Here is a 25,793-nt window from a genome sequence, read left to right on the forward strand (position 1 = left end):
ATAAAATCCTGGGGTCCGGGGCAAAGCCCCGGTCCAGCGTCGCTTTGTTTACGCCGACTTTGCCATCCGTTTCCGCTCGTGCGGGTCCAGATAGCGCTTGCGCAGACGGACTGCGTTTGGTGTCACTTCAACCAGTTCGTCATCATCGATATAGGCGATGGCTTCTTCCAGGCTCAGTGTCATGGGCGTGGTCAGACGGACGGCCTCGTCGGTGCCCGAGGCGCGGACGTTGGTCAGCTTTTTGCCCTTCAGCGGGTTCACCTCAAGATCGTTCTCACGGCTGTGTTCGCCGATGATCATGCCGGTATAGACGTCAGCCTGTGCGCCGATCATCATCTTGCCGCGTTCTTCAAGGTTCCACAGGGCGAAGGCCACCGAGGTGCCGTTCTCCATCGAGATCAGGACGCCCGCGCGACGGCCGGGGATCGTGCCCTTGTGCGGTGCCCAGGAATGGAATACGCGGTTGATGACGCCTGTGCCGCGTGTGTCGGTCAGGAATTCACCGTGGTAGCCGATCAGCCCGCGCGACGGGACATGGGCGATGATGCGGGTTTTGCCGGCACCGGCGGGTTTCATCTCGACCAACTCGCCCTTACGGGTGCCAGTGATCTTTTCGATGACCGCGCCGGAGTATTCGTCATCCACGTCGATGGTGGCTTCTTCGATGGGCTCGTGACGCACACCGTCGATCTCCTGGAACAGAACCTGCGGGCGCGAGATCGAAAGCTCGAACCCTTCGCGGCGCATGTTCTCGATCAGAACACCCATTTGCAATTCGCCACGACCGGCAACCTCGAAGGCGTCGCCGCCGGGGGTGTCGGAGATTTTGATCGCGACGTTGGATTCGGCTTCCTTCATCAGGCGCTCGCGGATCACGCGGGACTGGACTTTCTTGCCGTCACGACCGGCCAGCGGGCTGTCGTTGATGCCGAAAGTCACGGTGATGGTGGGCGGATCGATCGGCTGGGCAGGGATGGCTTCGTTCACCGATGTATCGGCCAGCGTGTCGGCCACGGTTGCCTTGGACATACCGGCGATGGAAACGATGTCACCTGCTTCAGCCACGTCGATGGCCGTCTGCTCCAGCCCGCGGAAGGCGAGGATCTTGGTGCAGCGGAAGTTTTCAATCAGTTTGCCGTCGCGCGACATCGCCTTGATGCTTTGGCCGGCTTTCAGCGTGCCTGTTTCCACGCGACCCGTCAACAGACGGCCCAGGAAGGGGTCACCGCCCAATGTGGTTGCCAGCATGGTGAAGGGCTTGTCGGCGTTTTCGATCTGCTTTGGCGCAGGCACATGCTTGAGCACAAGCTCGAACAGCGCGCTAAGGTCTTTGCGCGGGCCGTCCAGCTCTGCATCGGCCCAGCCAGAGCGGCCGGAGGCGTACATATGCGGGAATTCAAGCTGTTCGTCTGTCGCGTCAAGGCTGGCGAAAAGGTCGAAACATTCGTCCAGTGCGCGGTCAGGCTCGGCGTCGGTCTTGTCGACCTTGTTCAGCACGACGATCGGGCGCAGGCCCAGCTTCAGCGCCTTGGAGGTCACGAATTTGGTCTGTGGCATCGGGCCTTCAGCCGCGTCGACCAGCAGGACAACACCGTCGACCATCGACAGGATGCGCTCCACCTCGCCGCCAAAGTCGGCGTGGCCAGGCGTGTCGACGATGTTGATGCGTGTGTTGTTCCAGACGACCGAGGTCGGCTTGGCAAAGATCGTGATGCCGCGCTCGCGCTCCAGATCGTTGCTGTCCATCGCGCGTTCGGTTGTGGCCTGGTTTTCGCGGTAGGTGCCGGATTGTTTCAGAAGCTCGTCAACCAGCGTCGTTTTGCCGTGGTCAACGTGAGCGATGATTGCGATGTTACGCATGTCCATTGGGGTATGCCTTTGATACGGGAGGGGGCCGCGCACGCTCTCGCACCGCAGCATTTGCGCAGCGCTTACCGTGCCCGGCATCAGAAAGCTAGCCCTAAAGGCGATTAGCCGCCGGTGCCTGTGTCTTCTGTGCTGTCGCGGCGGTCGTCGATGGGCAGCGGTTCATTGAAGGTCAGCGTGCGATAGGGGAAGGGGATCTCGATGCCCGCATCATCCAGCGCGCGTTTGACGGCGGCCACGACTTTGTCACGGCTGCTGCGGATATCGATGGGGCGTGAGCCGGTCCACCATGTGACCTCGAAGTTGATCGCGCTATCCGCGAACTCCTGCGCAAAGATCTCGACGTCGCGCACGTCGTCGCGTACCGCATCCACGCCGCGCACCGCATTGGCGATCACGTCGCGCGCGGCATCCACGTCCTCGCCGTAGGCCACGCCGCAGATCACCGTGGTCCGGCGCACATCGCGGGCGGTACGGATGGTGACGGGGTTCTTGAAGAACATGGCGTTCGGGGCGACCACAAGCTGCCCGTCGGTCTGGCGCACATGGGTATCGCGGATCGTGATCTCTTCGACCTGACCCTCAAACCCTTCGCATTCGATGTAATCCTCCACCGCAAAAGGCTCGCGGATCAGCAGCAAGATACCGGCGAGGAAGTTTTCGAACACATCCTTGAAGGCGAAACCGATGGCGACACCGCCGACACCCAAGGCGGTCAGTGCCTTGCCGGGGGTGATGGTGGGAAAGGCGATGGTCACCGCGATCAGCACCCCGAAGAGCCACATGCCCACGACGATCAGCATCATGATCACGTCAATAAGCGACCGCCGCATATGGGCGCGGCGCAGGGTGCCGGGCACGACGGCCTGAACGATGCGGATGATGGCCCAGAGAAAACACAGGAAAACGATCGACAGGATAAGCTGCGGCAGGACGCTCCAGAACCCGATGGCGTAGCCTTCTAGCTGATTGCGCAAAGGGTCGGGGAGGGTGCCCCAAACGGAGCTTAGTGAGTCTAACATGCGGCACTTTCGGTCGTTGCGTTACACGCTAACGCCTAAAAGCAGCGGCAGGTTCCGAGATAGCGCGCCTTAGTGGGTCGTACTGTGGGAAAACAGGTGGATGACCAGCACGCCGCCGATGATCATCGACAGGCCCACCACCGCGGCGAGGTCGAGCTTTTGTCCGAACACGATATAGCCGATGCCCGCGATGCAGACGATGCCAAGGCCCGACCAGATCGCATAGACGATCCCCACCGGCATCACTTTGAGCGTCAGCCCCATCAGGTAGAAAGAAATCGCATAGCAGACAACGACGCCGACCGAAGGCCAAAGCCGCGTAAACTGTTGCGAGGCTTGCAAAGCGCTGGTGCCCAACGTCTCTGTCAGGATCGCGATCATCAACCAAAAGTAATGCATATCCTGACGCGCCCGTTGCTGCTTTCCGGCCCAGTCCTGCGGCGGTCACGGGCCGGTGTCAAGAGCGGTGCTGGGTGCTATACGCCTGCGGATCAGGTCGCGATATAGCGGTCGCGGCGGTGGTTGAAGGTGATGATCAGGTTCAGCACCAGTGCCCCAAGCAGCGAATAGCCCACGACAGAGGCTGGAAACAGGAACAAGGCGACTGAAAAGATCACGGCGTCGGTGATCAGCTGGACCCATCCGGCTTTGAACCCCGTGGTGTCCTGCACCAGCAGTGCCACCACCCCAAGGCCGCCAAGCGACCCGTTGTGGCGGAACATCGCCAGCAGCCCCAGACCCACCAGCGCGCCAAAGATCACCGCCGCGAGGGCAGGGCTGAGCGACTGGATCGCGAAACCATAGGGCAGGAATTCGGTCACTACCGACAGCATGGTCACGGAAATCAGCGATTTGATCGTGAACTCGGCCCCAAGCCGTTTATACGCAAGGAAGTAGAACGGCAGGTTGATCAGGAAGAAGACCGTGCCAAAGGAATAGCCTGTCAGATAGGCGATGATCACCGCCAAGCCCGCCGTCTGCCCGGTGATCAGACCGGCAGAGGTCAGCACAAAAATTCCGATACCGCAGAGAAAGACCCCAAGGCTGAGGCCTTGAACATCATCTAGCGAAGAATGGTGGAGGGGATCAGCATATGTCATATCGCCCAGATAGGGCAGCTATGTTGACCTGTCTAGGGGTGCTGCAGTGCAGAATAATATTTTTCGCCATGACATCACGTCACGCGGGGGATCGTGCACAGAAAAAGGGCCACCCGGTGAGGATGGCCCTTATTTTAAGCATTCGGCTTACTGCGCGCCAAGCGCCTTGTTCAGGTTCTCATCCACCTTTTCAAGGAAGCCCATTGTCGTCAGCCAGCCTTGGTCGGGGCCAACCAGCAACGCGAGGTCCTTGGTCATGAAACCCGATTCCACGGTATCCACCACGGTTTTCTCGAGCGTCTCTGCAAAGCGTGTCAGCTCGGCGTTGCCATCCAGCTTGCCGCGGTGCTTCAGCCCGCCGGTCCATGCGTAGATCGACGCGATGGAGTTGGTCGAGGTTTCCTCGCCCTTCTGGTGCTGACGATAGTGGCGGGTGACCGTGCCGTGGGCAGCTTCAGCCTCGACCGTCTGGCCATCGGGGGTCATCAGCACGGATGTCATCAACCCGAGCGAGCCGAACCCCTGCGCAACGGTGTCTGACTGCACGTCGCCGTCATAGTTCTTGCAGGCCCAGACATAGCCGCCGTTCCACTTCATCGCGCAGGCGACCATGTCGTCGATCAGACGGTGTTCATAGGTAATGCCCGCCGCTTTGAATTTATCTTCGAATTCAGTCTCGTAGATATGCTGGAACAGCTCGAGGAAGCGGCCGTCATACTGCTTGAGGATCGTGTTCTTGGTGCTCAGATACACCGGCCAGCCCAGGTTTAAACCGTAGTTCAGCGAGGCGCGGGCGAAATCGATGATGGATTTATCAAGGTTGTACATCGCCATCACGACACCGGCGTCCGGGGCGTCGAAAAGCTCGCGTTCAATCTCTGTCCCGTCTTCGCCGACGAATTTCAGGGTCAGCTTGCCCTTGCCGGGAAATTTGAAATCGGTCGCTTTATACTGGTCGCCATAGGCATGACGGCCCACGACAATCGGCTTGGTCCAACCGGGCACAAGGCGGGGGACGTTCTTGCAGATGATCGGCTGACGGAAAATCACGCCGCCCAAAATGTTACGGATCGTCCCGTTGGGGGAGCGCCACATCTCTTTCAGGCCGAATTCCTCGACCCGAGCCTCGTCAGGGGTGATGGTCGCGCATTTGACGCCAACGCCGTATTCCTTGATCGCATGGGCCGCGTCTATGGTGATCTGGTCGTTGGTCTCGTCGCGGACCTCCATCCCCAGATCGTAATACTTCAGATCCACATCGAGATAGGGAAGGATCAGCTTTTTCTTAATGAAATCCCACATGATGCGGGTCATCTCATCACCGTCGAGCTCAACGATCGGGTTTTCCACTTTGATCTTGGTCATCATCTGCGGTCCTTTGAAATGATACTGACACCCGCATAGCCTATTCAGGCATGAATGCCTAGTCGGTATGCAATGGTATACTGAAAAGAGTTGCGCGGCTTAGCCCATATCATCGCGCTGCGACAGGCGTGTGACACGCGTGGTGGGGGATGATGCGTAGAGGGGGCGGGCAGTTAGCTCCGCGCGGCAAACCATGCAGAGACACGGGCGCGGGCAAACTCCCAAAGCCCTGGCGCGCCGGTCTGGATTTTGCTGCCGACCTTTTCCACGAATTGCGCTTCGGTCACGTTGTATTCAACCCAGCTGCCGCCGCCCGCCGCGAGGTTCTGCATCGGGGGCTGGAAGCGGTCGAGCGATTTCGCAAAGCGGGCTGTGGGGGTCTCATTGGCTTCGAACTCTTCCCAGGTCGCGCGAAGATCATCGCGTAAGTCATTGGGAAGGATGCCAAAAATACGATCAGCGGCAAGCTGTTCCTGCGCTTCCATATCGGCAGTGTCGTAGCTGCCAAAGATCGGGTTGTCGCCTGCGTCAATCTCTACCAGATCATGCAGGATCAGCATCTTGATCACGCGGGTGATGTCGACATCGGGGCCCGCCTGATCCGCCAGCACCAGCGCATAAAGCGTCAGGTGCCAGCTGTGTTCAGCCGAGTTTTCGGCCCGCGACGCATCGCAAAGCAACGTCCCGCGTGTGACCGACTTGAGCTTGTCCGCTTCGTTCAGAAAGGCGATCTGCTGCTCAAGTCTGGTGGTCATACGTCAGTTTTCCTTTGCACGGTGCGCGGCAAGCGCCTTGGCCATAAAGTCACGCCCCTGTGCGGCGGCAAGCCGCGTGCGGATCGCCGTGACAAAGGCTTCTTCCATCGTCTGCGACGACGCGCCCAGAACAGCAGCGACTTCCATAAAAAGCCGCTCCTGTCCGGTTTCGCGTTGGACCGCCAGACATTCTTCGGCCATTTGGTTGGCCAGTTCGACGACTGTCGGATCCGCCATTAGCGGGTTGTCTCCGTCAGGCGGCGCTTCACGTAGTCTGTGGTAGAGGTGATCAACGTCTCCATATGCGGCTCTTCAAAGAAGTGGCCGGCCCCCTCAATCTCTTGGTGGGTGATGGTGATGCCTTTCTGCTCGTGCAACTTGTTCACGAGGTTCACGGTATCTGCGGGTGGTGCCACACGGTCAGCGGTCCCGTTGATCACCAGACCGGAGGCCGGGCAGGGTGCGAGGAAGCTGAAGTCATACATATTCGCCGGTGGTGCGACAGAGATGAAGCCCGTGATCTCGGGGCGGCGCATCAGCAGCTGCATCCCGATCCATGCGCCAAACGAGAAACCGGCAACCCAGCAATGCTTGGAGTTGTTGTTCATCGATTGCAGGTAATCCAGCGCCGAGGCCGCATCGGAGAGTTCACCAACCCCCTGATCGTATTCACCCTGGCTCCGGCCCACGCCGCGGAAATTGAAGCGCAGAACGGTGAAACCCATATTGTAGAAGGCATAGTGCATATTATACACAACCTTATGGTTCATCGTCCCGCCGAATTGTGGGTGCGGGTGGAGCAGAATGGCGATGGGTGCGTCGCGTTCTTTTTGTGGATGGTAGCGGCCTTCGAGGCGGCCTTCGGGTCCGGGAAAAATAACCTCGGGCATGAGCGTCCCTGCTTGGGGTTCTAAGTGCAGCGGAATAGTTGACGAATTCGCTAGGGCAGTTTAGAACGGTTCTAACTTGTGTGATCCCCGTTTCTGGGGGTCAGACTTTGCGTTTAGGCATTTCAGGCGTCGTCGTCAATCAAACAGGCGCTTATGGGGAAGGGAACACTGCGATGAAGCTGTCAACCAAGGGGCGGTATGCGATGGTCGCTTTGGCCGATATAGCGCTTCAGCCCGCGGATCGTCTGGTCAATCTGGGCGATATCGCGACGCGTCAGTCCATTTCACTGCCGTACTTAGAGCAGCTTTTCGTCAAGCTGCGCCGGGCCGAACTGGTGTCATCGGTGCGTGGTCCGGGCGGCGGCTACCGCTTGGGGCGGCCCGCGTCGGACATTCGCGTTGTCGATATTCTGGCGGCGGTCGACGAGAAGGTCGATGCGATGCATGTGGGGGCCGGTGCCTCTGGCGGGTCATCGGGCAGCCGGGCGCAGTCGCTGACCAACCGTTTGTGGGAAGGGCTGAGCGCACAGGTCTATGTCTTTCTGCACCAGACGCGGCTGTCGGATGTTGTCGCGAACGAGCTTGCCCCCTGTCCGGCGGTGCCGAACCTCTTTGCCATCGTGGACGAGGCGGATGCGGAATGAGGGACGCTGTCCCTCACACTCCCTGGGATTTAGGACCATTTGGAAGGTGATGTGAGAGTATATCTTGATCATAACGCGACCACGCCCCTGCGGGCAGAGGCGCGCGCGGCCATGCTGGCGGCGATGGATGTGGCGGGCAACCCGTCCAGCGTCCATGCCGAAGGGCGTGCGGCCAAGATGATGGTCGAGAAAGCACGCGGGCAGGTGGCAGCTTTGGTCGGCTGCGATGTGTCGGAGGTGATCTTTACCAGCGGTGCCACCGAGGCGATTGCGGGTGTGGTGCAGGACGCGGGCAATGTGGTCGGCGCAGCCGTGGAGCATGAAGCCGTGCGCACCTGGTGCCCGGAGGCCGAGCAATTGCCTGTGGGTCGCAATGGTCACGTGGATTTGAACGCGCTGCCCGACGGAGCCTTGGCGGGCAAAACGCTGTTTTTGCAACGTGCCAATAGCGAGACAGGGGTGTTGCAGCCGGAAAGCCTGTTGGCCGAGCTGGCGCGTTTGGGCGCGTCGCCTGCAAGCGTGTTCCGTGACGCGGTGCAAGCGGCGGGCAAGTTGTCGGATCTGGGGCGCTGGCGTTCAGATGTGGGGCGCCATGCGTCTTTGGCTGTCTCGGCGCATAAGTTGGGCGGCCCCAAGGGCATCGGTGCGCTGATCGCGGGGCCGGAATATACGCCCGGATTGATGCAGCCGATGTTGCGCGGAGGCGGGCAGGAATTGGGCCGTCGTGCGGGGACAGAAAACGTTATCGGCATCGCCGGTTTCGGGGCTGCATGCGCTGCCGCAGCGCAGGATTTGGCGGATGGCGTATGGGAACGGGTTGCAGAACTTAGAAATGTTCTAGAGAAGGCTCTTGAGGCTGCGTCAAAGAAGACTATTTTTGTTGGGAAAGACGTGGCGCGTTTGCCGAACACCTCTTGCTTTATCACGCCCGGGTGGCGCGGTGAGACGCAGGTGATGCAGATGGACCTTGCGGGCTTTGCGATCAGCGCGGGGTCTGCGTGCTCTAGCGGTAAGGTGGCGACAAGCCGGGTGTTGACGGCGATGGGGTTTGACGACGCTGAGGCATCCTGTGCCGTGCGCGTATCACTTGGGCCGGACACCACAGAAGAACAGGTCTTGCGTTTTGCAGACGCCTGGACCGCGAAATTGAAGAAACACGAGGCGCGGGCCGCTTGATGCGCGCCGCCAGTTGAAGGATGAAAAGCATGGATAGCACTTTGGTCAAGGACGACCCGAACACCGGCGTTAAAGAGGGCGTTGATCAGGAAACCGTGGATGCCGTGCGCGAAGTCGGTGGTGCCTATAAATACGGGTGGTCCACAGATATCGAGATGGACTATGCCCCCTTGGGTCTGAACGCCGATATCGTCAAGCTGATCTCGGAGAAGAACGAAGAGCCCGAATGGATGCTGGAATGGCGTCTGGCGGCCTATGAACGCTGGCTGACCAAGAAAGAGCCGAACTGGGCGATGGTCGACTATCCGGAAATCGACTTTCAGCAGCAGTATTATTATGCGCGTCCGAAATCGATGGCCGAAAAGCCCAAGAGCCTGGATGACGTCGATCCCAAGCTGCTGGAGACCTACAAGAAGCTGGGTATCCCGTTGAAAGAGCAGGCGATTCTGGCAGGCGTCGAAGGCGCAGAGAAGATTGGCGACGAGCCCCGCAAGGTGGCTGTGGATGCGGTTTTTGACTCTGTTTCGGTCGGCACCACCTTCCAGGACGAGCTGAAAAAGGCGGGCGTGATCTTCTGCTCTATCTCCGAGGCGATCCGCGAGCACCCCGAGTTGGTCAAGAAATACCTTGGTTCGGTCGTGCCGGTGAATGACAACTTCTATGCGACGCTGAACTCGGCCGTCTTCTCTGACGGGTCGTTCGTGTATGTGCCGCCGGGCGTGCGCTGTCCGATGGAGCTGTCGACCTATTTCCGTATCAACGCCGAAAACACCGGCCAGTTTGAACGCACGCTGATCATTGCCGACAAGGGGTCCTATGTGTCCTACCTTGAAGGCTGTACCGCGCCGCAGCGCGACGAGAGCCAGTTGCACGCCGCGGTGGTTGAGATCATCATCGAGGAAGACGCCGAGGTGAAATATTCGACCGTTCAGAACTGGTACCCCGGTGATGAAGACGGCAAGGGCGGGATCTACAACTTTGTGACCAAGCGTGCAGACTGCCGTGGCGACCGTGCAAAGGTGATGTGGACGCAGGTCGAAACCGGCTCTGCCGTGACGTGGAAGTATCCTTCCTGCATCCTGCGCGGCGACGATAGCCAGGGCGAGTTCTATTCCATCGCCATCGCCAACAACATGCAGCAGGCTGACACCGGCACCAAGATGATCCACCTGGGCAAGCGCACCAAATCGCGCATCGTGTCCAAGGGGATTTCGGCAGGCAAGGCGCAGAACACCTATCGCGGCTTGGTGACCATGCACCCCAAAGCCAAGGAATCGCGCAACTATACCCAGTGCGACAGCTTGTTAATCGGCGACAAATGCGGGGCCCACACGGTGCCTTACATCGAGGTCAAGAATAACAGCAGCCGGGTGGAGCATGAGGCGACCACCTCCAAAGTAGACGACGATCAGCTGTTCTACTGCCGTTCGCGCGGCATGGACGAGGAAGAGGCGGTTGCCCTGGTCGTGAACGGCTTCTGTAAAGACGTGCTTCAGGCGCTGCCGATGGAGTTTGCGATGGAAGCACAGGCGCTGGTTGCGATTTCGCTTGAAGGGTCCGTGGGGTAATCACGATGATGCGCAAGCTGACATGGGACGTGACCATTGCCGCGCTCGTTTTCTGGGTGCTGATGGCGCTGTTTCGCGGGGGCGGGCTGACGCTCGTCGCCTTTGAGAACACGTTCTTCCAGATGCTGATCTTTGCGATGATCTACGCTGCCATCCGTGTGGCCCTGTTGGTGCTGCGCAAGGGGGATGGCGAATGATCACCATAGGGACCAAAGGCGCAGCGCTCTGATGCAGGCATCGGCGGATACCACTCCCTTGCGCCTGCACTGGTGGAAGGCGGTCCCGAATTTCGGGGACGCCCTCAGCCCTGTGGTGCTCGCCCATGTCGCGGGCCGGCCTGTGGAGCATGCCGGTGTGCGCAAGGCGGAGGTCTGGGCCATCGGGTCGCTTTTGCAGGTGGTCAAGCGCAACTTTAGCGAGGCACAGGATCACCGCCCGGTGATCTGGGGGGCGGGCCTGTTGCATCCGGTGCAGGGGACGGGGTTTGTCGATCATGTCGATATCGCCCTGGTCCGTGGGCCGATCACTGCCGCGCTGCTGGGGTTGGAACTGTCGGAGTTTGGTGATCCCGGTTTGTTGATCAACGCCGTGTGGCCGCAGGACCGCGCGCCCAATGGCAAGATCGGCATCGTGCCGCATCATTCGCTGGTGGATGACCCTGTGTTGCAGGCTCTGATCGCCAGTGACGCGCGGTATCAGCTGATTGACCCGCGCGGGCAAGCGCAGGATGTCTGCGCGGCGATTGCCGCGTGTGATCATGTGTTTGCGTCTTCCCTGCACGGGTTGATCGTGGCCGATGCCTACGGCGTGCCCAACAGCTGGCTGGCCCCGATCGGGCAGTCGCGCTTGAAATATCTGGATTATGCGGCCTCGGTCGGACGGCCCCTGCGGGCCCCGATCAACGTCGAGGACATCCCGACGGCGGTTCTGCCCGACCCGCTGTCACCGCTTTCCTATCAGGCGGGCATAGATGCCTGCCGCACCGCTCTTTATGCCCGTTTTCCCAAAGCCTTACAGGCGGGGAGGGCGGCATGAAATCTTACACCGATGACGGCCCCGCGACGGGGTTTTCATTCACTCAATTCACTGTCATTGCAGCGCCAAAGCGCAAGAAAAGGAACCCATCATGCTGAGCATCAAAGGCCTGAAGGTCAAACTGGAAGAAGAAGACAAGCAAATCCTGAAGGGTGTCGATCTGGAAGTCGAAGCCGGTAAGGTCCACGCGATCATGGGGCCGAACGGGTCCGGTAAATCCACGCTGTCCTATGTGCTGTCGGGCAAAGACGGCTACGAGGTCACCGAAGGCTCCGCCCATCTGGGTGACATCGACCTGCTGGACCTTGAGCCGGAAGAGCGTGCCGCCGCTGGCCTGTTCCTCGCCTTTCAGTACCCCGTTGAAATCCCCGGCGTTGGCAACATGACTTTCTTGCGCACCGCTGTGAATGCGCAGCGCAAGGCCCGTGGCGAAGAAGAGATGTCTGCCGCGGAATTCCTCAAGGTTGTGCGCGCCCGTGCCAAAGAGCTGAAGATCGACGCCGACATGCTGAAGCGCCCCGTGAACATGGGCTTCTCGGGTGGTGAGAAGAAGCGTAACGAGATCTTGCAGATGGCGATGCTTGAGCCGAAAATGTGCATCCTCGACGAAACGGACTCCGGTCTGGATGTCGATGCGATGAAACTGGTTGCTGACGGCGTGAACGCGCTGCGCACCGAAGGCCGTGGTTTCCTTGTAATCACCCACTACCAGCGTCTGCTGGACCACATCAAACCCGACGTGGTGCACATCATGGCAGATGGCCGTATCATCAAGACCGGCGGTCCAGAGCTGGCGCTGGAAGTCGAGAACAACGGGTATGCCGACATCCTGTCCGAGGTGGCGTAATGGCCGAAGCAGCGACACAACAAACCCCGACCGAGGCGTTGATCGCCACGTTGGACCTGCCCCAAGGGGGCTGGTCCGATGCGGCGCGCAAGGATGCGTTGTCCCGTCTGCAACAGGCAGGTCTGCCCGAGCGTCGTGACGAATACTGGAAATACACCCGCCCCGATACGCTGACCCAGCCGCAGGCGGTCTCTGCCGCGGTGCGCGCGTCCGAAGACGTGGCCCTGTTTGATCAGATCGACCGGCTGAAGTTGGTGTTCGTCGACGGTGTGTTTGATGCCGATGCGTCGGACGATCTGGCGCTTGAGGGCATCACCATCGAACGGCTGGCCCAGGCGGATGCCGATCTGCATTGGGCGCGTGATCTTTACGGGACGCTGGAAAAGAACGGCCAGACGCCTGTGGCACGGCCCTTGGCGGCGCTGAACACGGCTTTTGCCGCGGATGGTGTGTTGATCCATGTAACAGACAAAGTTTCGAAGCCGGTGAATATCGTCTATCGCCGGACCTCCGAGACAGCGGATGTCATGCTGCACCACGTCGTCAAGCTGGACGCCGGCGCTGAATTCACGCTGCTGGAGAACGGCCCCGTCGCCGCGCGCTTTAACGGCGTGCTTGAGGTTGAAGTCGCGGATAACGCGTCTTTCCACCATGTGCGCGCCCAAGGCCGCGATCACGAACAACGTGCCGCGACGCATATCTTTACCCGTTTGGGGACTGAATCCGCGTTCAAATCCTTTACCCTGACCGCCAATGGCGTGATGACGCGCAACGATTGCGTGATCGAGCTGACGGGTGACGATGCTGCCGCCCATGTGGCGGGGGCCTGTGTGGGCGACGGGGGGGATTTCCACCACGATGACACTGTGTTCATCACCCATGACGCGGTGAACTGCGAAAGCCGTCAGGTGTTCAAGAAGGTGCTGCGCAACGGGGCGACCGGTGTGTTCCAAGGGAAGATCCTGGTCAAGGCTGACGCGCAAAAGACCGATGGCTACCAGATCAGCCAGTCGTTGCTGCTGGACGAAGACAGCCAGTTCCTTGCCAAGCCAGAGCTTGAGATCTACGCCGATGACGTGGCCTGTTCGCACGGCTCCACTTCGGGGGCGATCGACGAGGACGCGCTGTTCTATCTCCGCTCGCGCGGTGTGCCGCATAATGTCGCGACGGATCTGCTGACCTTGTCCTTCCTGGCCGAGGCCGTGGAAGAGATCGAGGACGAGACCCTGCGCGAAGAGATCACCGCACGGCTTGCCGCGTGGCTTGAGCGGCACGCAGCCTGATGGCGGCGACACGCGATATCGTGGCCAGCTACCGCAACCCCGCCGCCGTCGTGCGGCGGTTGTTGGGGCAGGGCCCGCGGGAGGATCGCAACCTGGTCTATCTGATGGTCGCGTGTCTCATCTTTTTCGTGGCCCAGACCCCGCGTCTGGCCCGCGAAGCCCATGTCAACGGCACAGAGCTTGACATGCTGCTGGGGGCGACCCTGCTGGCATGGCTGTTCATCGCGCCGCTGATTTTCTACATGCTGGCGGCGGGGACGCAGATCATCCTCAAGGTGATGCGCGGTCGCCCCAGCGGCTATAGCACGCGTCTGGCGCTTTTCTGGGCCTTGCTGGCGTCCAGCCCGCTTGTGCTGTTGCACGGGCTGACGGCAGGGTTCGTCGGCGAAGGGATCGAATTGCGCATCGTCGGTCTAGTCTGGCTTTGCGTGTTTTTATGGTTTTGGATCAGCGGGTTGCTGGTCGCATATCGGACACGCTCATGAATGCCCCTGATACAAGATCGGTTCTGACCGAGCTGGTCGTGCTTAGCCTGCGCGACCCGCGTGCTGCCGCGAACCAGATCATGGGATGGCGCCTAGGGCGGGACGTGCTGTGGACCGCGCTGGCGCTGGCGGCGGCGATCAACACGTTGATCTTTTCGGTCAGTCTGGTGCTGCAACCGACGCCCGCGATGCCTGCGTTCTTTACCAGCCCGCTGGCGATGTTTGTCCTGCTCTCGGGCGTCTTGGTGATCACGACCCACGGGCTTTACTGGGCCGGGCGTGCGCTTGGGGGCGAAGGCGACCTTGGCGATGTGCTGGCACTGGTGGTGTTCTTGCAGGTCCTGCGCATTATCGCGCAGGTGGCGATTTTCCTGCTGATGTTCATCTCTCCGGGGGTGTCGGTGCTGGCATCCTTGGCGACGGGCTTGATCGGGCTTTGGATATTGGTCAACTTCATCGCCGCCGCCTTTAACTTTACCGGATTGGGCAAGGCTGTCGGCGTTTTGATGATTTCTATGGCGGCCATCGTTCTGGGGCTCAGCCTGCTTCTCTCTATTGTGGGCGTTGCCGCCCAAGGAGTGCTTCTTGATGTATGACGTAAACACCATCCGCAGCGACTTTCCGATCCTGTCGCGCGAGGTGAACGGCAAGCCGCTGGTCTATCTCGACAATGGGGCCTCGGCCCAAAAGCCGCAGGTCGTGATTGATGCGATCAGCCGCTCGTACAGCCATGAATATTCCAATGTTCACCGCGGCTTGCACTATCTTTCTAATCTGGCAACCGATCAGTATGAATCCGTGCGCGGCACTGTGGCGCGGTTCCTGAATGCCGGAAACGAGGATCACATCGTCTTTACCTCCGGCACGACAGAGGGGATCAATCTGGTCGCTTACGGTTGGGCCATGCCGAACCTGCAGGCGGGGGACGAGATCATCCTGTCGGTGATGGAGCATCACGCCAATATCGTGCCGTGGCATTTCCTGCGCGAGCGTCAGGGCGTCGTGATCAAATGGGTCGATGTGGACGCCTTTGGCGCGCTTGATCCGCAAGCCGTGATCGACGCCATCACCCCCAAAACCAAGCTCATTGCCGTGACGCAGGTGTCGAATGTTCTGGGCACGGTGGTGGACGTCAAGGCGATCACCGCAGGGGCCCATGCCAAAGGCGTGCCCGTGTTGGTTGACGGGTCGCAGGCGGCGGTACACATGCCTGTGGACGTGCAGGATATCGGCTGCGATTTCTACGCGATCACGGGTCACAAGCTTTATGGTCCCTCGGGGTCCGGCGCGATCTATATCAACCCCGATCGCATGGCCGAGATGCGCCCGTTTCTGGGCGGCGGCGATATGATCCGCGAGGTCACCAAAGACGGCATCACCTATAACGATGCCCCGATGAAGTTCGAGGCGGGCACCCCCGGCATCGTGCAGACCATCGGCATGGGCGTGGCGCTGGATTACATGATGAACATCGGGATGCAGAATATCGCCGCCCATGAAGCATCCTTGCGCGATTATGCCGTGTCGCGTCTGTCGGGACTGAACTGGGTGCAGGTGCAGGGCACCACGCCGGACAAGGCCGCGATCTTCAGCTTTACGCTGGACGGGGCGGCGCATGCGCATGATATCTCTACCATTCTGGATAAAAAGGGCGTGGCGGTACGTGCGGGTCAGCATTGTTGCGGGCCGCTGATGCAGCATCTGGGCCAGACCGCCACCTGCCGCGCGTCCTTCGGGATGTACAACACCAATGCCGAGATCGACACGCTGATCGAGGCGCTTGAACTGGCGCATGATTTGTTTGCGTGACCCAAGGCTGATTTTGTAATTGCAGGGGGCGGGTAGTCTGGCTATACCGCCCCTAGATGGACCCTTAGCTCAGCTGGATAGAGCGCTGCCCTCCGAAGGCAGAGGCCAGAGGTTCGAATCCTCTAGGGTCCGCCATCTTCCCTTGAATGAGCTATGTCTATGTGCGGCTTCGCCCTCAGGCCTGCACGGCTTCTGGCGTGTCGCCTGTCGTTGCAGGGGTAGGGGGGTCGTCCGTGTTGCCAGCGGCTGACAGGATCACGGCGGGCTGCCGTGCGGCGACGGTGGCAAATTCCATGTGGAAGGTCGTGCCTTCGCCGACAACGCTGTCGTAGAACAATTTTCCCGACATCTGCCGGGCCAGCTGTTGCGAGATATGGAGCCCCAGACCGGACCCCTGTGTTGCATATTGCCCGCCGTTCTTGACCTGTTCAAAGCGGCCAAAGACCTGCCCCTCCATCCCGTCGGGGATGCCGCGGCCGCTGTCCTTGATCGACAGGCGCACATGGCCGTTGCGGATGGACAGGCTGCCTTCAACGGTGCTGCCCTGTTCGGAGAATTTGATGGCGTTGGACACGAGGTTGTCGATGATCTGGCGGAGGGCAAAGGCGTCACCGGTGATGGTCGCGGTTTGATCACCTTTCGGCAGCACGAGGTCGATCTTCTGCTCGGCGGCGAACATCTTGTTCTCTTCCAGGCTTTCTTTCAGTAGCGCCCCCAAATCGACCGGCAGCGCGTCCAGCGACAGCGCGTCCACGTCGATCTTTTGCGCCAGCAGGATGTTATCGACCAGACGGGACAGGCGCATCCCGTTGCGCTGCGCAATTTCGAGGGGGGAGCGGATGCGCGCGTCGATCTCGCCCAAACGCCCGCTTAGCGCCAGAGCCAGCCCCCCCTTGAGCGAGGTAAGCGGCGTGCGCAGCTCGTGGCTGACGACAGAGATAAATTCATCCTTGGCGCGGTTGGCCTCGTCGGCGCGCAGCAGCGCGTCTTCAAGGGCGCGGGTGATGACGATACGGTCGGTGATATCGACCAGGGTGATGCTCCACCCCAGAATGGCGCCGTTCGGGTCCAACGGGCTTTCGATTTCCTGAATACGGGGGTCATAGATGCGCTGTTCGATAGTCAAGGATGCGTCCGTCGTGCGGGGGCTGTGGGTGTCGATCTTGGCCAAAAGGGCGTCGGCTTCGGCTTTGGACAGGTTGCACAAGCCGCTGCGTTTCGCGGCAGAGTTCATCAACGTGACACGGCGGTTGTTGTCGATCAGGATCACCGGTTCGCTGGTCGTATTGAACAGGATCGACTGCCCGATCGACGCCATATCCATCGTCTTGTTCGTCAGCAGCATGAAGGTAAAGGCCAGGATACCGACGGTGAACATAAAGGCCGTCGGGTCCAGCCCGAAGACGGTGAAGCCGAAAATAACGTAAGACGCATTGGCAGATAGCGGGGTGATCGTGACCACCGCCAGCATTGTCAGCAGCGGCCAGGCAGAGCGGCGGGCGCGGGCAAAGGCCTTGATCAGCGCATAGAAGGTCGCGGCGACGAAAGTATATAGCACGGCCGTGATCGCGAAGAACCCCGGCCCGTGGATATAGGTGATCTGCCGGTCACCGGGCAGGATGGCAGTCTCGGCGGTATAGACCAGCTGGTGCATGCTATTGGTTGCAGCAAAGACAAAGCAGCCCACGGGCACCAGCACCAGCGCGGCCATCACACGCTTTTTCGACAGCCATTCGGCCTGATGCACATAGGCGAAGACAAAGAAGCACCACGCCACAGGTACCAGCGCATTTCCCAGCCATGCGACGACGGCCATGTCGAACTGGCAGGCAAAGGAGGGGTTGGAGGCTTCGGCCCCGACGGTGATCAGGGTCCAGATCATGGCGATGAAGGTCAGGGCGTAGAACCGCTTGCCGTGGAAGTGCTGGTATTTCAGCATGCAGACCATAACGACCGCGGCGACAGCGCTCACGCTTGCGGCAGCCCAGAACACGGGCTGCATAGCTACACCTTCAAAGCACGTTGTCATCAATTCACCCACGGCCTGCGTCTTTGCAAAGCAATCTAGGCATACGGATGTGTTGAAACTTTGACAGAAGTTAGACAGTAGGCCTGTGCGTTCGGGGCCGTCGTTCTGTGTCAAAGACAATACAAGGCATAGTATAGCTTTGTGCCGTGATCATGCGTGTGTGGGATGTGGGGTCAAGCGCTGGACGGGTTAAACACTGGCCTGAACACAAAAGAAATCCCCGCAAAACCGTGGTTTGCGGGGATTTTGACCTTTGCGGTAGGGAGAATCCCCATTACCGGCGGCGGCCACCCTTGCGGCCGGCGCGCCCACGCCCCTCTTGACCGGCCTTGGGCGCGACCTTGTTGAACTTGATCCATTCGGTGCCGTGAGGGTCGCGGTCGAACAGGAAGTTGGCGGCGCGGATCGCCTCCATCTCTTTCCCGGGGGTGGGTTTGGTCGATCCCATCCCGAAGAGCGTCACAAAGGTTTCGTCGTCGATCTCGTCCGGCAGGATGATGCCCGCCGTCACCAGTTCGGCCTTCTTCTCGGCAATCTTGGTCTGGTTCACGGGCAGGGTGATCGGGTTCATGATCGCCGAGGTCATGCCAGCGCCCATTGCCATCGGCAGGAAAGCATTGTTGATGCCGTGACGGTTGGGCAGGCCAAAACTGATGTTGGAGGCACCACAGGTCGTGTTCACGCCCAGTTCCTCGCGCAGACGGCGCACAAGGGTAAAGACCTGATGCCCCGCCGTCGCCATCGCGCCGATGGGCATGACCAGCGGGTCGACCACGATATCATGGGCCGGAATACCGAAGTCGGCAGCGCGTTCTACGATCTTCTTGGCAACGTCGAAACGCACGTCGGGATCTTCAGAAATGCCCGTGTCGTCGTTCGAGATCGCAACCACAGGCACGTTGTATTTCTTGACCAGCGGCAGCACGAGCTCCAGCCGCTCTTCCTCGCCGGTGACCGAGTTCAGCAGCGGGCGACCCTCGCAGGCCTCAAGACCCGCTTCCAGCGCACCGGGGACCGAGCTGTCGATGCACAGCGGGATGTCGACGACGTTTTGCACGACGCGGATCAGTTCGGGCATCAGCATCGGTTCGACAAAGTTATTATCCGCATAGCGGGGGTCTTCGGCCATCTTGTTCGAGAAAACGGCACCCGAGTTCACGTCCAGAATATTCGCGCCCGCCGCGGCTTGTGCAATGGCGTCCGCCTCGACGCGGCTGAAATCGCCACGCTCCAGCTCTTCGGCGAGGATCTTGCGGCCGGTGGGGTTGATCCGCTCCCCGATCACGCAGAAGGGCTCGTCAAAGCCGATGATCGCTGTTTTTGTTTTGGATTCGACGACAGTTCTGGTCATGGTGTTCAGTCTTTCCTTAGACGGAGTTGGCTGGTTGAGCAGCGGGTCCGCCATTTTCAATGGCCCAATTGGCATTCGTCTTGATCCCACCCAGCGGGAAGAAATGCACATGGGTAATGTTGAAATCTGGGTTGGCGGCTTTGTGGGCGGCCAGTTCGGTGATCACATCTGTCGGCTCGTAGGGCAACAGCAGTTTGGTGACATCCATCGCGCGCTTTTGCAGCACCTTCAGCGAAGGGCCGACCCCGCAGGCGATGGCGAATTTGATCAGGGTTTGCAGCTTGGCGGGGCCTGCAATGCCGATGTGGATCGGCAGGTCGATGCCCGCGTGTTTCAGGCTATCGGCCCATTCGATGATCGGCTGCGCCTCGAAGGCGAATTGTGTGGCGATGGCCATCTTCGCGTCCGTCCGTTCGGAAAACCCCTGCTTCCAGCGCAGCGCATCGTCCACCCGTAGACGTGATCCATCGGTGTCGATGTCGCGGTTGCCCTCGGGGTGGCCGGCGATGTGCAGCCGTTCAAACCCGTGTTTGTCAAACAATCCGGTGTCCATCAACTGCATGGAGTCGCTGAAATCGCCGTGGGGCGTCGTGACGCCACCGGCCAGCAGCAAGGCTTGGCGTACGTCAGCCTCGCCCTGATACATGGCGATCCAGTTTTCCAGCGTGGCACGATCCTTGATGATGCGGGCGGGAAAGTGCGGCATGACCTTATAGCCGTCGGCATTGAGCCGCGCAGCGGTGGCGACCATGTCTTCGATCGGGGTGCCATCGATATGCGCGATATAGACCCGTGTCCCCTCGGGCAGCAGATCGCGGAAGTCTTCGACCTTTTCCGCCGTGCGGGGCATCACCTCGATCGAGTAGTCGCGCAAAAAATCCGCGACCTCGGGGGTAGGCAGATCGGACACGGGGGCTTCTTTGCGCCGGAAGTTCAAAAGGGACATGAGCATTTCTTTCATGAAGGGATCAACTTTTGCACCGGCAACAGGCGGTCAGGCCCAGCCGTCATTGGCAATCAGCGTCTTGATGCGGTCACGGTCGAACTCTGCGTCGATGCGCGCGACCTCTGCATCGGCCACGGCGTCGGCTTCGCCGTCGACCGTATAGGGATCGGCCTTGCGCCATTCGGCCAGATAGGCATCGCTGTCATCCGCGCCGATTTTCATCGCGGCACGGTCGATGGCCTGTTCGAAGCGTTCGGGCAGCGGACGCTTGGACCCGCGACGGCCTTTGCCGACGATGACCTGCGCAGGAATATCACGCCAATAGACGATGGTAACTTCGGGCATGATTGATTCCTCTGCTGTGCTTGTTTTTCTTAGCGGCTGTTGATCTGTCCCCGTCGCCGTTTTTCGACATTCAGAACGGCGTCTGCGACGTGGCCACATTACAGTGCGCTACCGCGACAGGCGAGGGGGGCGGGGCGTCATAATTCTCAAGATGGTTGTGAGGGCGACTATAAGCTTACGCTGCCGGATCTCTGGTTTCCCGCTTGCCCCTTGCCCGCAGAAACATTACCTTGGGGGCAACTCAATATGAAAGGCGCAATCATGGCGCCACAGCGTCCCAAAGGTGCGGGCGCGCTCGATGTACCGCCGGCTCTGAGCCCCGCGCCAGTTCCGCCCAGATCGACCGAACTTTATGCGGCCCTTGATCTGGGCACAAATAGTTGTCGCATGCTGATCGCACAGCCAAAAGGCAGCGGTTTTCATGTCGTCGATAGCTTCTCGAAGTCTGTCCAGCTTGGGGCAGGGCTTGAGAAAACCGGGCGATTGTCGCGCGGATCGATGACGCGTACCATTCAGGCATTGCGGATTTGCCAGCAAAAGCTGCGCCGTAACAAGGTGCGGCGGATGCGGCTTGTCGCGACCGAGGCGTGCCGTCGGGCCGCCAACGGTGCGGAATTCATGCAGCGTATCCAGCGCGAGACGGGGCTAAAGCTTGATATCATCAAGCCCGAGGAAGAAGCGCAGCTTGCCGTGATTTCCTGCGCGCCGCTGGTGAACCGCAAGACCCACAACCTGCTGGTGGTGGACATTGGCGGCGGTTCGACCGAACTGGTCTGGATCGACATCTCGAAGGTGCCAAAAGCGGATCGTGCGCAATCCATCATGCGGCTGCATGGGGGGTTCCATCAGGCGAAGACAGACGTGCCTGCCGCGCGTGTGGTCGACTGGATCAGCGTACCACTGGGCGTGGCGACCTTGCGCGATCAATTCTCTGACGTGGAAGACGACGCCGCACGCTTTGCCTTGATGAGCTGGTTCTTCGAGGAGAACCTGACCGACTTCACCCCCTATCAGTCGATCCAGTCGCAGGACCATTTCCAGATTGTCGGCACCTCGGGCACGGTCACCACTGTTGCTGCCAGCCATTTGGGGCTAAAGCGCTACGACCGGACCAAGGTGGACGGGCTTCGCATGACCTCGGCGCAGATCGACAAGGTGATCCATTCCTATCTGGCGATGGGGCCGGGGGGGCGGCGTGCCGATCCGCGTATCGGGCTGGACCGTCAGGCGTTGATCATGTCAGGGGCCGCGATTTTGCAGGCGTTGATGCGGTGCTGGCCGACGGATAGATTAAGTGTTGCAGACCGTGGTCTGCGCGAGGGGCTGCTCTATGCCCAGATGAGCGCGGATGGCGTTTTGGAAGAAGGATTAGGCTGATGGCGAAAACTCCGACAGGCAAGACGCCCACGGGCGGTGCGTCGGGCGGGAAGACCCCCACTGGCAAGAATACATCAGGGCGCGGCCAGCGTGACCTCAAGGTCAAGGTCAAGTCGGCCCGCGGGCGCAAGCTAAGCTCGACCCGTTGGTTGCAGCGTCAGTTGAACGATCCGTATGTCAAACGCGCCAATGCCGAAGGGTATCGCGGGCGCGCGGCTTACAAGATCATGGAGCTCGACGACAAATACCGCTTTCTGGTGCCCGGTGCGCGGGTGGTCGACCTTGGCGCGGCCCCCGGTGGCTGGTGTCAGGTCGCGGTCAAACGCTGTAACGTTCTGGGCGAGAAAAAGGGCAAGAATGTCGGCACCATTCTGGGGATCGACCTGCAAGAGATGGAGCCGATTGCAGGCTGCGAATTGCACCAGCTTGATTTCATGGAAGACGACGCGGACGAGATCGTCAAAGGCTGGCTGGGGGGCAAGGCCGATGTCGTGATGTCCGACATGGCGGCGTCCAGCTCGGGCCACAAACAGACTGACCACAACCGGATCATCGCGCTGTGCGAAGCTGCGGCGTATTTTGCGTTTGACGTGCTTGAGGATGGCGGCACATTTGTCGCGAAAGTGCTGGCCGGCGGGGCGGAGGGCGACTTGCAACAGCTCCTCAAACGTCGGTTTACCAAGGTCGCCAATATCAAACCCCCCGCCAGCCGGTCCGACAGTTCCGAGAAATTCGTGGTCGCCACCGGTTTCAAAGGGGCGCTACCCGAAGACCAATAGAATCTGTAAGCCCCGCACTGCCCCAAGGCGCGCGGAATTATCAAATGTGATGCGGCAGTTAGACGACTGCCGCATTTTTTTGTGCGGCGGATGCGGTTGCTCTCTTACATATTCGTGAAATGGACCTAGATTGGATCATCGCGCCGCGGCAAAGTTCAATTGCTGCGACAAGAAGCCCTCATAAATCCGTATTTTTCCATCGCAATTTGCGAAAAGAGGGCTGGTCGTTTTGGCGTGGCTCATGACATAGTTGCGGCCATGTCTTTGTTCCTGATTATAGCCCTCCCGTTTCTTGGCGCCTTGCTGCCCGGCCTGATGTATCAGGCAGGCCGTCAAAGCTGCTTTTTGGTGACCTTTCTGGTGACGGCCTGCGCCGCGATCGGCCTTGCGACACATGCACCGGCCGTTCTTGCAGGCGAGGTCGTGACCGCCAGCCTCTCGTGGCTGCCGCAGTTGGGGTTGAACGTGAACCTGTTCCTTGACCCGCTGGGGTTGATGTTCGCGGGTCTGATCCTTGGCATCGGGATGCTGATCATCCTTTATGCGCGGTTCTATCTGTCGCGTGACGACAATATGGGCGCGTTCTTCACCTATCTGCTGCTGTTCCAAGGTGCGATGGTCGGGATTGTTCTGTCGGATAACATCTTGATGTTGCTCATTTTCTGGGAGCTGACATCGCTGTCGTCCTTCCTGCTGATCGGGTTCTGGAAGCATCTGCCCGAAGGGCGTCAGGGCGCGCGGATGGCGTTGACCGTGACGGGGATGGGCGGTCTGGCGATGATCGGCGGCATGCTGCTGTTGGGGCAGATCGTAGGCAGCTATGACTTGACCGTGATCCTCGAGAACCGCGAGCTTATCCAAGCGTCGCCGTTGTATCTGCCTGCGTTGATCCTGATCCTGCTGGGCTGTTTCACCAAATCCGCGCAGTTCCCGTTCCACTTCTGGCTGCCGCACGCGATGGCGGCCCCGACGCCGGTGTCGGCGTATCTGCACTCTGCCACGATGGTGAAGGCGGGGCTGTTCCTGATGGCGCGCATGTGGCCGGTGCTGTCGGGCACTGAAATCTGGATCGTGCTGGTCTGCTCTGCCGGGTTGATCACGATGGTGCTTGGCGCGCTGATCGCGATTTTCAAAAACGACCTCAAGGCGCTGCTGGCGTTTTCTACCGTTTCGCATCTGGGGCTGATCACCTTCCTGCTGGGCACGGGCACCTCCTTTGGGGCGATGACGGCGGTGTTCCACATTCTGAACCACGCGAGCTTTAAGGCGGCCTTGTTCATGAGCGCCGGTATCGTGGATCATGCGGTCCACACCCGCGATATGACCCGACTGGGGGGCTTGCGCCGTCTGATGCCGATCACCTTCGCAATTGCAACACTGGCCGCATTGTCGATGGCGGGTATCCCGTTGCTGAACGGGTTCCTGTCCAAAGAGATGATGCTGGAAGAGGCGCTGCACACCACGCTATTCGGCTCGCCCTATCTGGTGGCGGCAGTGGCGACGCTGGGGGCGCTTTTCTCGGCCGCGTATAGCTTCCGGTTCATTGCGCATACCTTTCTGGGCAAAGAGCGGAACGATTACCCCGCCAAACCCCACGACCCCGAGTTTGGCCTGTGGATTTCCCCGGCTTTGCTGATCATCCCCGTGATCGCCATCGGTGTGGCACCGTTCCTGGCGGAACCCTTTGTGCGCACCGTGACTCAAGCTGTCATCGGCTCTGCCGCCGAGATGCCAAGCGCGCATATCAAGCTGTGGCACGGCTTCGTGCCCGCCCTCGGTATGTCGGCGATTGCTGTGGTGGGTGGTTTGCTGCTGCTCGCCGCCTTCGGCCCGCTGGCGCGTCTTTGGGCCGCCACACCGCGCCCCGAGGCCAAGGACATCTTTGACCGTATCATCGCCGCGGCCGTGGGTCTTGCCGGTCTGGTATCGGAGCGTCTGCACAACGGGTCCTTTACCCGCTACGCTGCCGTCTTCGTGACCGCCGTCGTCGCCATCGGGGCGCATGCGTGGTTTACCGGCACCGATGGCGCCCCCGCACGCGAGATGCTGCCCATCACGCCCGTCGGCTTTGCCGGTTGGCTGATGCTGATGATCGCGACGGGTTTCCTTGTGACGGTACACCGCAACCGTCTGGCGGTTCTGATCCTGATGGGGATCATCGGCTTGATGGTATCGGTCGGGTTCAACTATTTCTCGGCCCCCGATCTGGCGCTCACGCAGATCTCGGTCGAGGTGGTGACGATTGTCCTGTTGCTGCTGGCGCTCAACTTCATGCCCAACAGCACGCCTAAGGAAAGCACCATTCTGCACCGCAGCCGCGATATCGTGGTATCGGTCGTGGCAGGGCTGGCGGCAGCCGGCCTGATCTATTCGATCCTGATGTCGGATTTCCCGATTGCCTCTATCGCGGACTACCACCTTGCCAATTCCTACAAAGGCGGCGGTGGCACCAACGTGGTCAACGTGATCCTCGTGGATTTCCGTGGCTTCGACACCTTTGGCGAGATCATCGTTCTGGGGATCGCCGCGCTGGTCATCTATGCCCTGACAGAGGCGCTGATGTCCGGCCCTGTGCGCGCGCGTCTGCTGAACCGTGGCTATGAGGAAGAGCGCGCTGGCGATGCCCATCCGCTGATGATGGTGGTGCTGACACGCGTGTTGATGCCTGTCGTTCTGCTGGTCGGTGTCTATATCTTCCTGCGCGGTCACAACGAACCGGGCGGTGGTTTTGTCGCCGGTCTGGTGGTCGCGATCGCGGTCGTGATGCAATATATGGCCAGCGGCTTTGCCTGGGCGGACAAGCGCCAGCGCTATCATTACCACGGGATCATCGGGGCAGGGGTGCTTTGCGCTGGTCTGACCGGTATCGGTGCGTGGTTTGCCGGTGCGCCGTTCCTGTCCTCTGCCTTTGGCTATTTCCGCATCCCCCCGATGGAGAAATTCGAGCTCGCCACCGCTATGGGCTTTGACCTTGGGGTCTTCCTCGCCGTTGTCGGCGCGGTGATGCTCTCGCTTGAAAGTTTCTCGCGGTTGGGCCGTCGCGCCGGCATCGAGGAAAGCGAACATGCTATGGATATCGACCCGTCACGGGATGAACCGAAAACCGAGACGGAGACCTGAT

25 protein-coding genes and 1 tRNA gene are annotated in these 25,793 nt (G+C 60.1%); 14 read left to right on the plus strand and 12 right to left on the minus strand.

Annotation, left to right across the window (positions count from 1 at the left end):
* Positions 1 to 48: 48 nt before the first annotated feature.
* The 8 genes from typA to ACTRWK_RS10110 all read right to left on the minus strand — a co-directional run bounded on the left by typA (position 49) and on the right by ACTRWK_RS10110 (position 6,998).
* Positions 49 to 1,866, minus strand: coding sequence for a translational GTPase TypA (gene typA, locus ACTRWK_RS10075; RefSeq protein WP_074635017.1), 1,818 nt, complete (start codon positions 1,864 to 1,866; stop codon positions 49 to 51).
* 104 nt (positions 1,867 to 1,970) lie between these two features.
* Entirely contained in the window at positions 1,971 to 2,843 is an 873-nt protein-coding gene (locus tag ACTRWK_RS10080) for a mechanosensitive ion channel family protein (protein WP_289081172.1), read from the minus strand.
* Positions 2,844 to 2,957: 114 nt separating this feature from the next.
* On the minus strand, positions 2,958 to 3,287 hold the full coding sequence (locus ACTRWK_RS10085) for a DMT family transporter (protein ID WP_289081162.1): 330 nt from the start codon (positions 3,285 to 3,287) through the stop codon (positions 2,958 to 2,960).
* A 92-nt stretch (positions 3,288 to 3,379) separates the two neighbouring features.
* On the minus strand, positions 3,380 to 3,988 hold the full coding sequence (locus ACTRWK_RS10090) for a YitT family protein (protein ID WP_005853215.1): 609 nt from the start codon (positions 3,986 to 3,988) through the stop codon (positions 3,380 to 3,382).
* Positions 3,989 to 4,135: 147 nt separating this feature from the next.
* On the minus strand, positions 4,136 to 5,353 hold the full coding sequence (locus ACTRWK_RS10095; protein ID WP_289081171.1) for an NADP-dependent isocitrate dehydrogenase: 1,218 nt from the start codon (positions 5,351 to 5,353) through the stop codon (positions 4,136 to 4,138).
* 173 nt (positions 5,354 to 5,526) lie between these two features.
* Positions 5,527 to 6,108, minus strand: coding sequence for an HD domain-containing protein (locus ACTRWK_RS10100; RefSeq protein ID WP_289081161.1), 582 nt, complete (start codon positions 6,106 to 6,108; stop codon positions 5,527 to 5,529).
* 3 nt (positions 6,109 to 6,111) lie between these two features.
* Positions 6,112 to 6,345: a hypothetical protein gene (locus ACTRWK_RS10105; protein ID WP_260002278.1), complete on the minus strand. Its 234-nt coding sequence runs from the start codon at positions 6,343 to 6,345 to the stop codon at positions 6,112 to 6,114.
* A complete protein-coding gene (locus ACTRWK_RS10110) occupies positions 6,345 to 6,998 on the minus strand; it encodes an alpha/beta hydrolase (RefSeq protein WP_005853224.1) in 654 nt (217 codons plus the stop codon). Before ACTRWK_RS10110 ends, ACTRWK_RS10105 begins: the two co-directional genes overlap by 1 nt.
* A gap of 173 nt (positions 6,999 to 7,171) precedes the next feature.
* Between ACTRWK_RS10110 and iscR the strand changes: the two genes are divergently transcribed.
* From iscR to ACTRWK_RS10165, 11 genes are all read left to right on the plus strand, one after another.
* Entirely contained in the window at positions 7,172 to 7,642 is a 471-nt protein-coding gene (iscR, locus tag ACTRWK_RS10115) for a Fe-S cluster assembly transcriptional regulator IscR (RefSeq protein WP_132996685.1), read from the plus strand.
* 51 nt (positions 7,643 to 7,693) lie between these two features.
* A complete protein-coding gene (locus tag ACTRWK_RS10120; RefSeq protein ID WP_462843920.1) occupies positions 7,694 to 8,818 on the plus strand; it encodes a cysteine desulfurase family protein in 1,125 nt (374 codons plus the stop codon).
* A gap of 29 nt (positions 8,819 to 8,847) precedes the next feature.
* Positions 8,848 to 10,386, plus strand: coding sequence for a Fe-S cluster assembly protein SufB (gene sufB / locus ACTRWK_RS10125; RefSeq protein WP_005853229.1), 1,539 nt, complete (start codon positions 8,848 to 8,850; stop codon positions 10,384 to 10,386).
* A 5-nt stretch (positions 10,387 to 10,391) separates the two neighbouring features.
* On the plus strand, positions 10,392 to 10,583 hold the full coding sequence (locus tag ACTRWK_RS10130) for a hypothetical protein (protein ID WP_005853232.1): 192 nt from the start codon (positions 10,392 to 10,394) through the stop codon (positions 10,581 to 10,583).
* 31 nt (positions 10,584 to 10,614) lie between these two features.
* Complete coding sequence (locus tag ACTRWK_RS10135; protein WP_184582217.1) at positions 10,615 to 11,421, plus strand: polysaccharide pyruvyl transferase family protein; 807 nt, start codon at positions 10,615 to 10,617, stop codon at positions 11,419 to 11,421.
* A gap of 91 nt (positions 11,422 to 11,512) precedes the next feature.
* Positions 11,513 to 12,268 (plus strand): Fe-S cluster assembly ATPase SufC, encoded by a 756-nt coding sequence (gene sufC / locus ACTRWK_RS10140; protein WP_005853235.1) that lies wholly within the window; start codon positions 11,513 to 11,515, stop codon positions 12,266 to 12,268.
* On the plus strand, positions 12,268 to 13,551 hold the full coding sequence (gene sufD / locus ACTRWK_RS10145) for a Fe-S cluster assembly protein SufD (RefSeq protein WP_243250083.1): 1,284 nt from the start codon (positions 12,268 to 12,270) through the stop codon (positions 13,549 to 13,551). Before sufC ends, sufD begins: the two co-directional genes overlap by 1 nt.
* Entirely contained in the window at positions 13,551 to 14,036 is a 486-nt protein-coding gene (locus tag ACTRWK_RS10150) for a YIP1 family protein (RefSeq protein ID WP_132996680.1), read from the plus strand. The genes sufD and ACTRWK_RS10150 overlap by 1 nt, the downstream gene beginning before the upstream one ends.
* On the plus strand, positions 14,033 to 14,632 hold the full coding sequence (locus ACTRWK_RS10155) for a Yip1 family protein (RefSeq protein WP_289081159.1): 600 nt from the start codon (positions 14,033 to 14,035) through the stop codon (positions 14,630 to 14,632). Before ACTRWK_RS10150 ends, ACTRWK_RS10155 begins: the two co-directional genes overlap by 4 nt.
* Complete coding sequence (locus ACTRWK_RS10160) at positions 14,625 to 15,845, plus strand: cysteine desulfurase (protein ID WP_289081170.1); 1,221 nt, start codon at positions 14,625 to 14,627, stop codon at positions 15,843 to 15,845. The genes ACTRWK_RS10155 and ACTRWK_RS10160 overlap by 8 nt, the downstream gene beginning before the upstream one ends.
* 58 nt (positions 15,846 to 15,903) lie before the next feature.
* Positions 15,904 to 15,980, plus strand: a tRNA-Arg gene (locus ACTRWK_RS10165).
* Between the two features lie 40 nt (positions 15,981 to 16,020).
* Here ACTRWK_RS10165 and ACTRWK_RS10170 read toward each other — a convergent pair.
* The 4 genes from ACTRWK_RS10170 to ACTRWK_RS10185 form a co-directional block, all read right to left on the minus strand.
* On the minus strand, positions 16,021 to 17,874 hold the full coding sequence (locus ACTRWK_RS10170) for a sensor histidine kinase (protein WP_462843921.1): 1,854 nt from the start codon (positions 17,872 to 17,874) through the stop codon (positions 16,021 to 16,023).
* 274 nt (positions 17,875 to 18,148) lie between these two features.
* Positions 18,149 to 19,225, minus strand: a complete 1,077-nt coding sequence (locus ACTRWK_RS10175; protein WP_005853246.1) for a methyltetrahydrofolate--corrinoid methyltransferase — start codon at positions 19,223 to 19,225, stop codon at positions 18,149 to 18,151.
* Between the two features lie 16 nt (positions 19,226 to 19,241).
* Positions 19,242 to 20,171 carry a methylenetetrahydrofolate reductase gene (locus ACTRWK_RS10180; RefSeq protein ID WP_074635201.1) on the minus strand — a complete coding sequence of 310 codons (930 nt, stop codon included), beginning with the start codon at positions 20,169 to 20,171 and terminating at the stop codon, positions 19,242 to 19,244.
* 48 nt (positions 20,172 to 20,219) lie between these two features.
* The gene (locus tag ACTRWK_RS10185) at positions 20,220 to 20,516 is read right to left on the minus strand and encodes a virulence factor (RefSeq protein ID WP_064215753.1); all 297 of its coding nucleotides are present in this window, start codon (positions 20,514 to 20,516) and stop codon (positions 20,220 to 20,222) included.
* 261 nt (positions 20,517 to 20,777) lie between these two features.
* Between ACTRWK_RS10185 and ACTRWK_RS10190 the strand changes: the two genes are divergently transcribed.
* The 3 genes from ACTRWK_RS10190 to ACTRWK_RS10200 all read left to right on the plus strand — a co-directional run bounded on the left by ACTRWK_RS10190 (position 20,778) and on the right by ACTRWK_RS10200 (position 25,792).
* The gene (locus ACTRWK_RS10190; RefSeq protein WP_005853251.1) at positions 20,778 to 21,893 is read left to right on the plus strand and encodes a Ppx/GppA phosphatase family protein; all 1,116 of its coding nucleotides are present in this window, start codon (positions 20,778 to 20,780) and stop codon (positions 21,891 to 21,893) included.
* The gene (locus tag ACTRWK_RS10195) at positions 21,893 to 22,672 is read left to right on the plus strand and encodes an RlmE family RNA methyltransferase (RefSeq protein WP_289081158.1); all 780 of its coding nucleotides are present in this window, start codon (positions 21,893 to 21,895) and stop codon (positions 22,670 to 22,672) included. Before ACTRWK_RS10190 ends, ACTRWK_RS10195 begins: the two co-directional genes overlap by 1 nt.
* Positions 22,673 to 22,930: 258 nt before the next feature.
* On the plus strand, positions 22,931 to 25,792 hold the full coding sequence (locus ACTRWK_RS10200; protein WP_289081157.1) for a monovalent cation/H+ antiporter subunit A: 2,862 nt from the start codon (positions 22,931 to 22,933) through the stop codon (positions 25,790 to 25,792).
* Position 25,793: the final 1 nt, after the last annotated feature.

It is taken from the genome of Sulfitobacter sp. G5_S2_6_S6 (assembly GCF_054968505.1).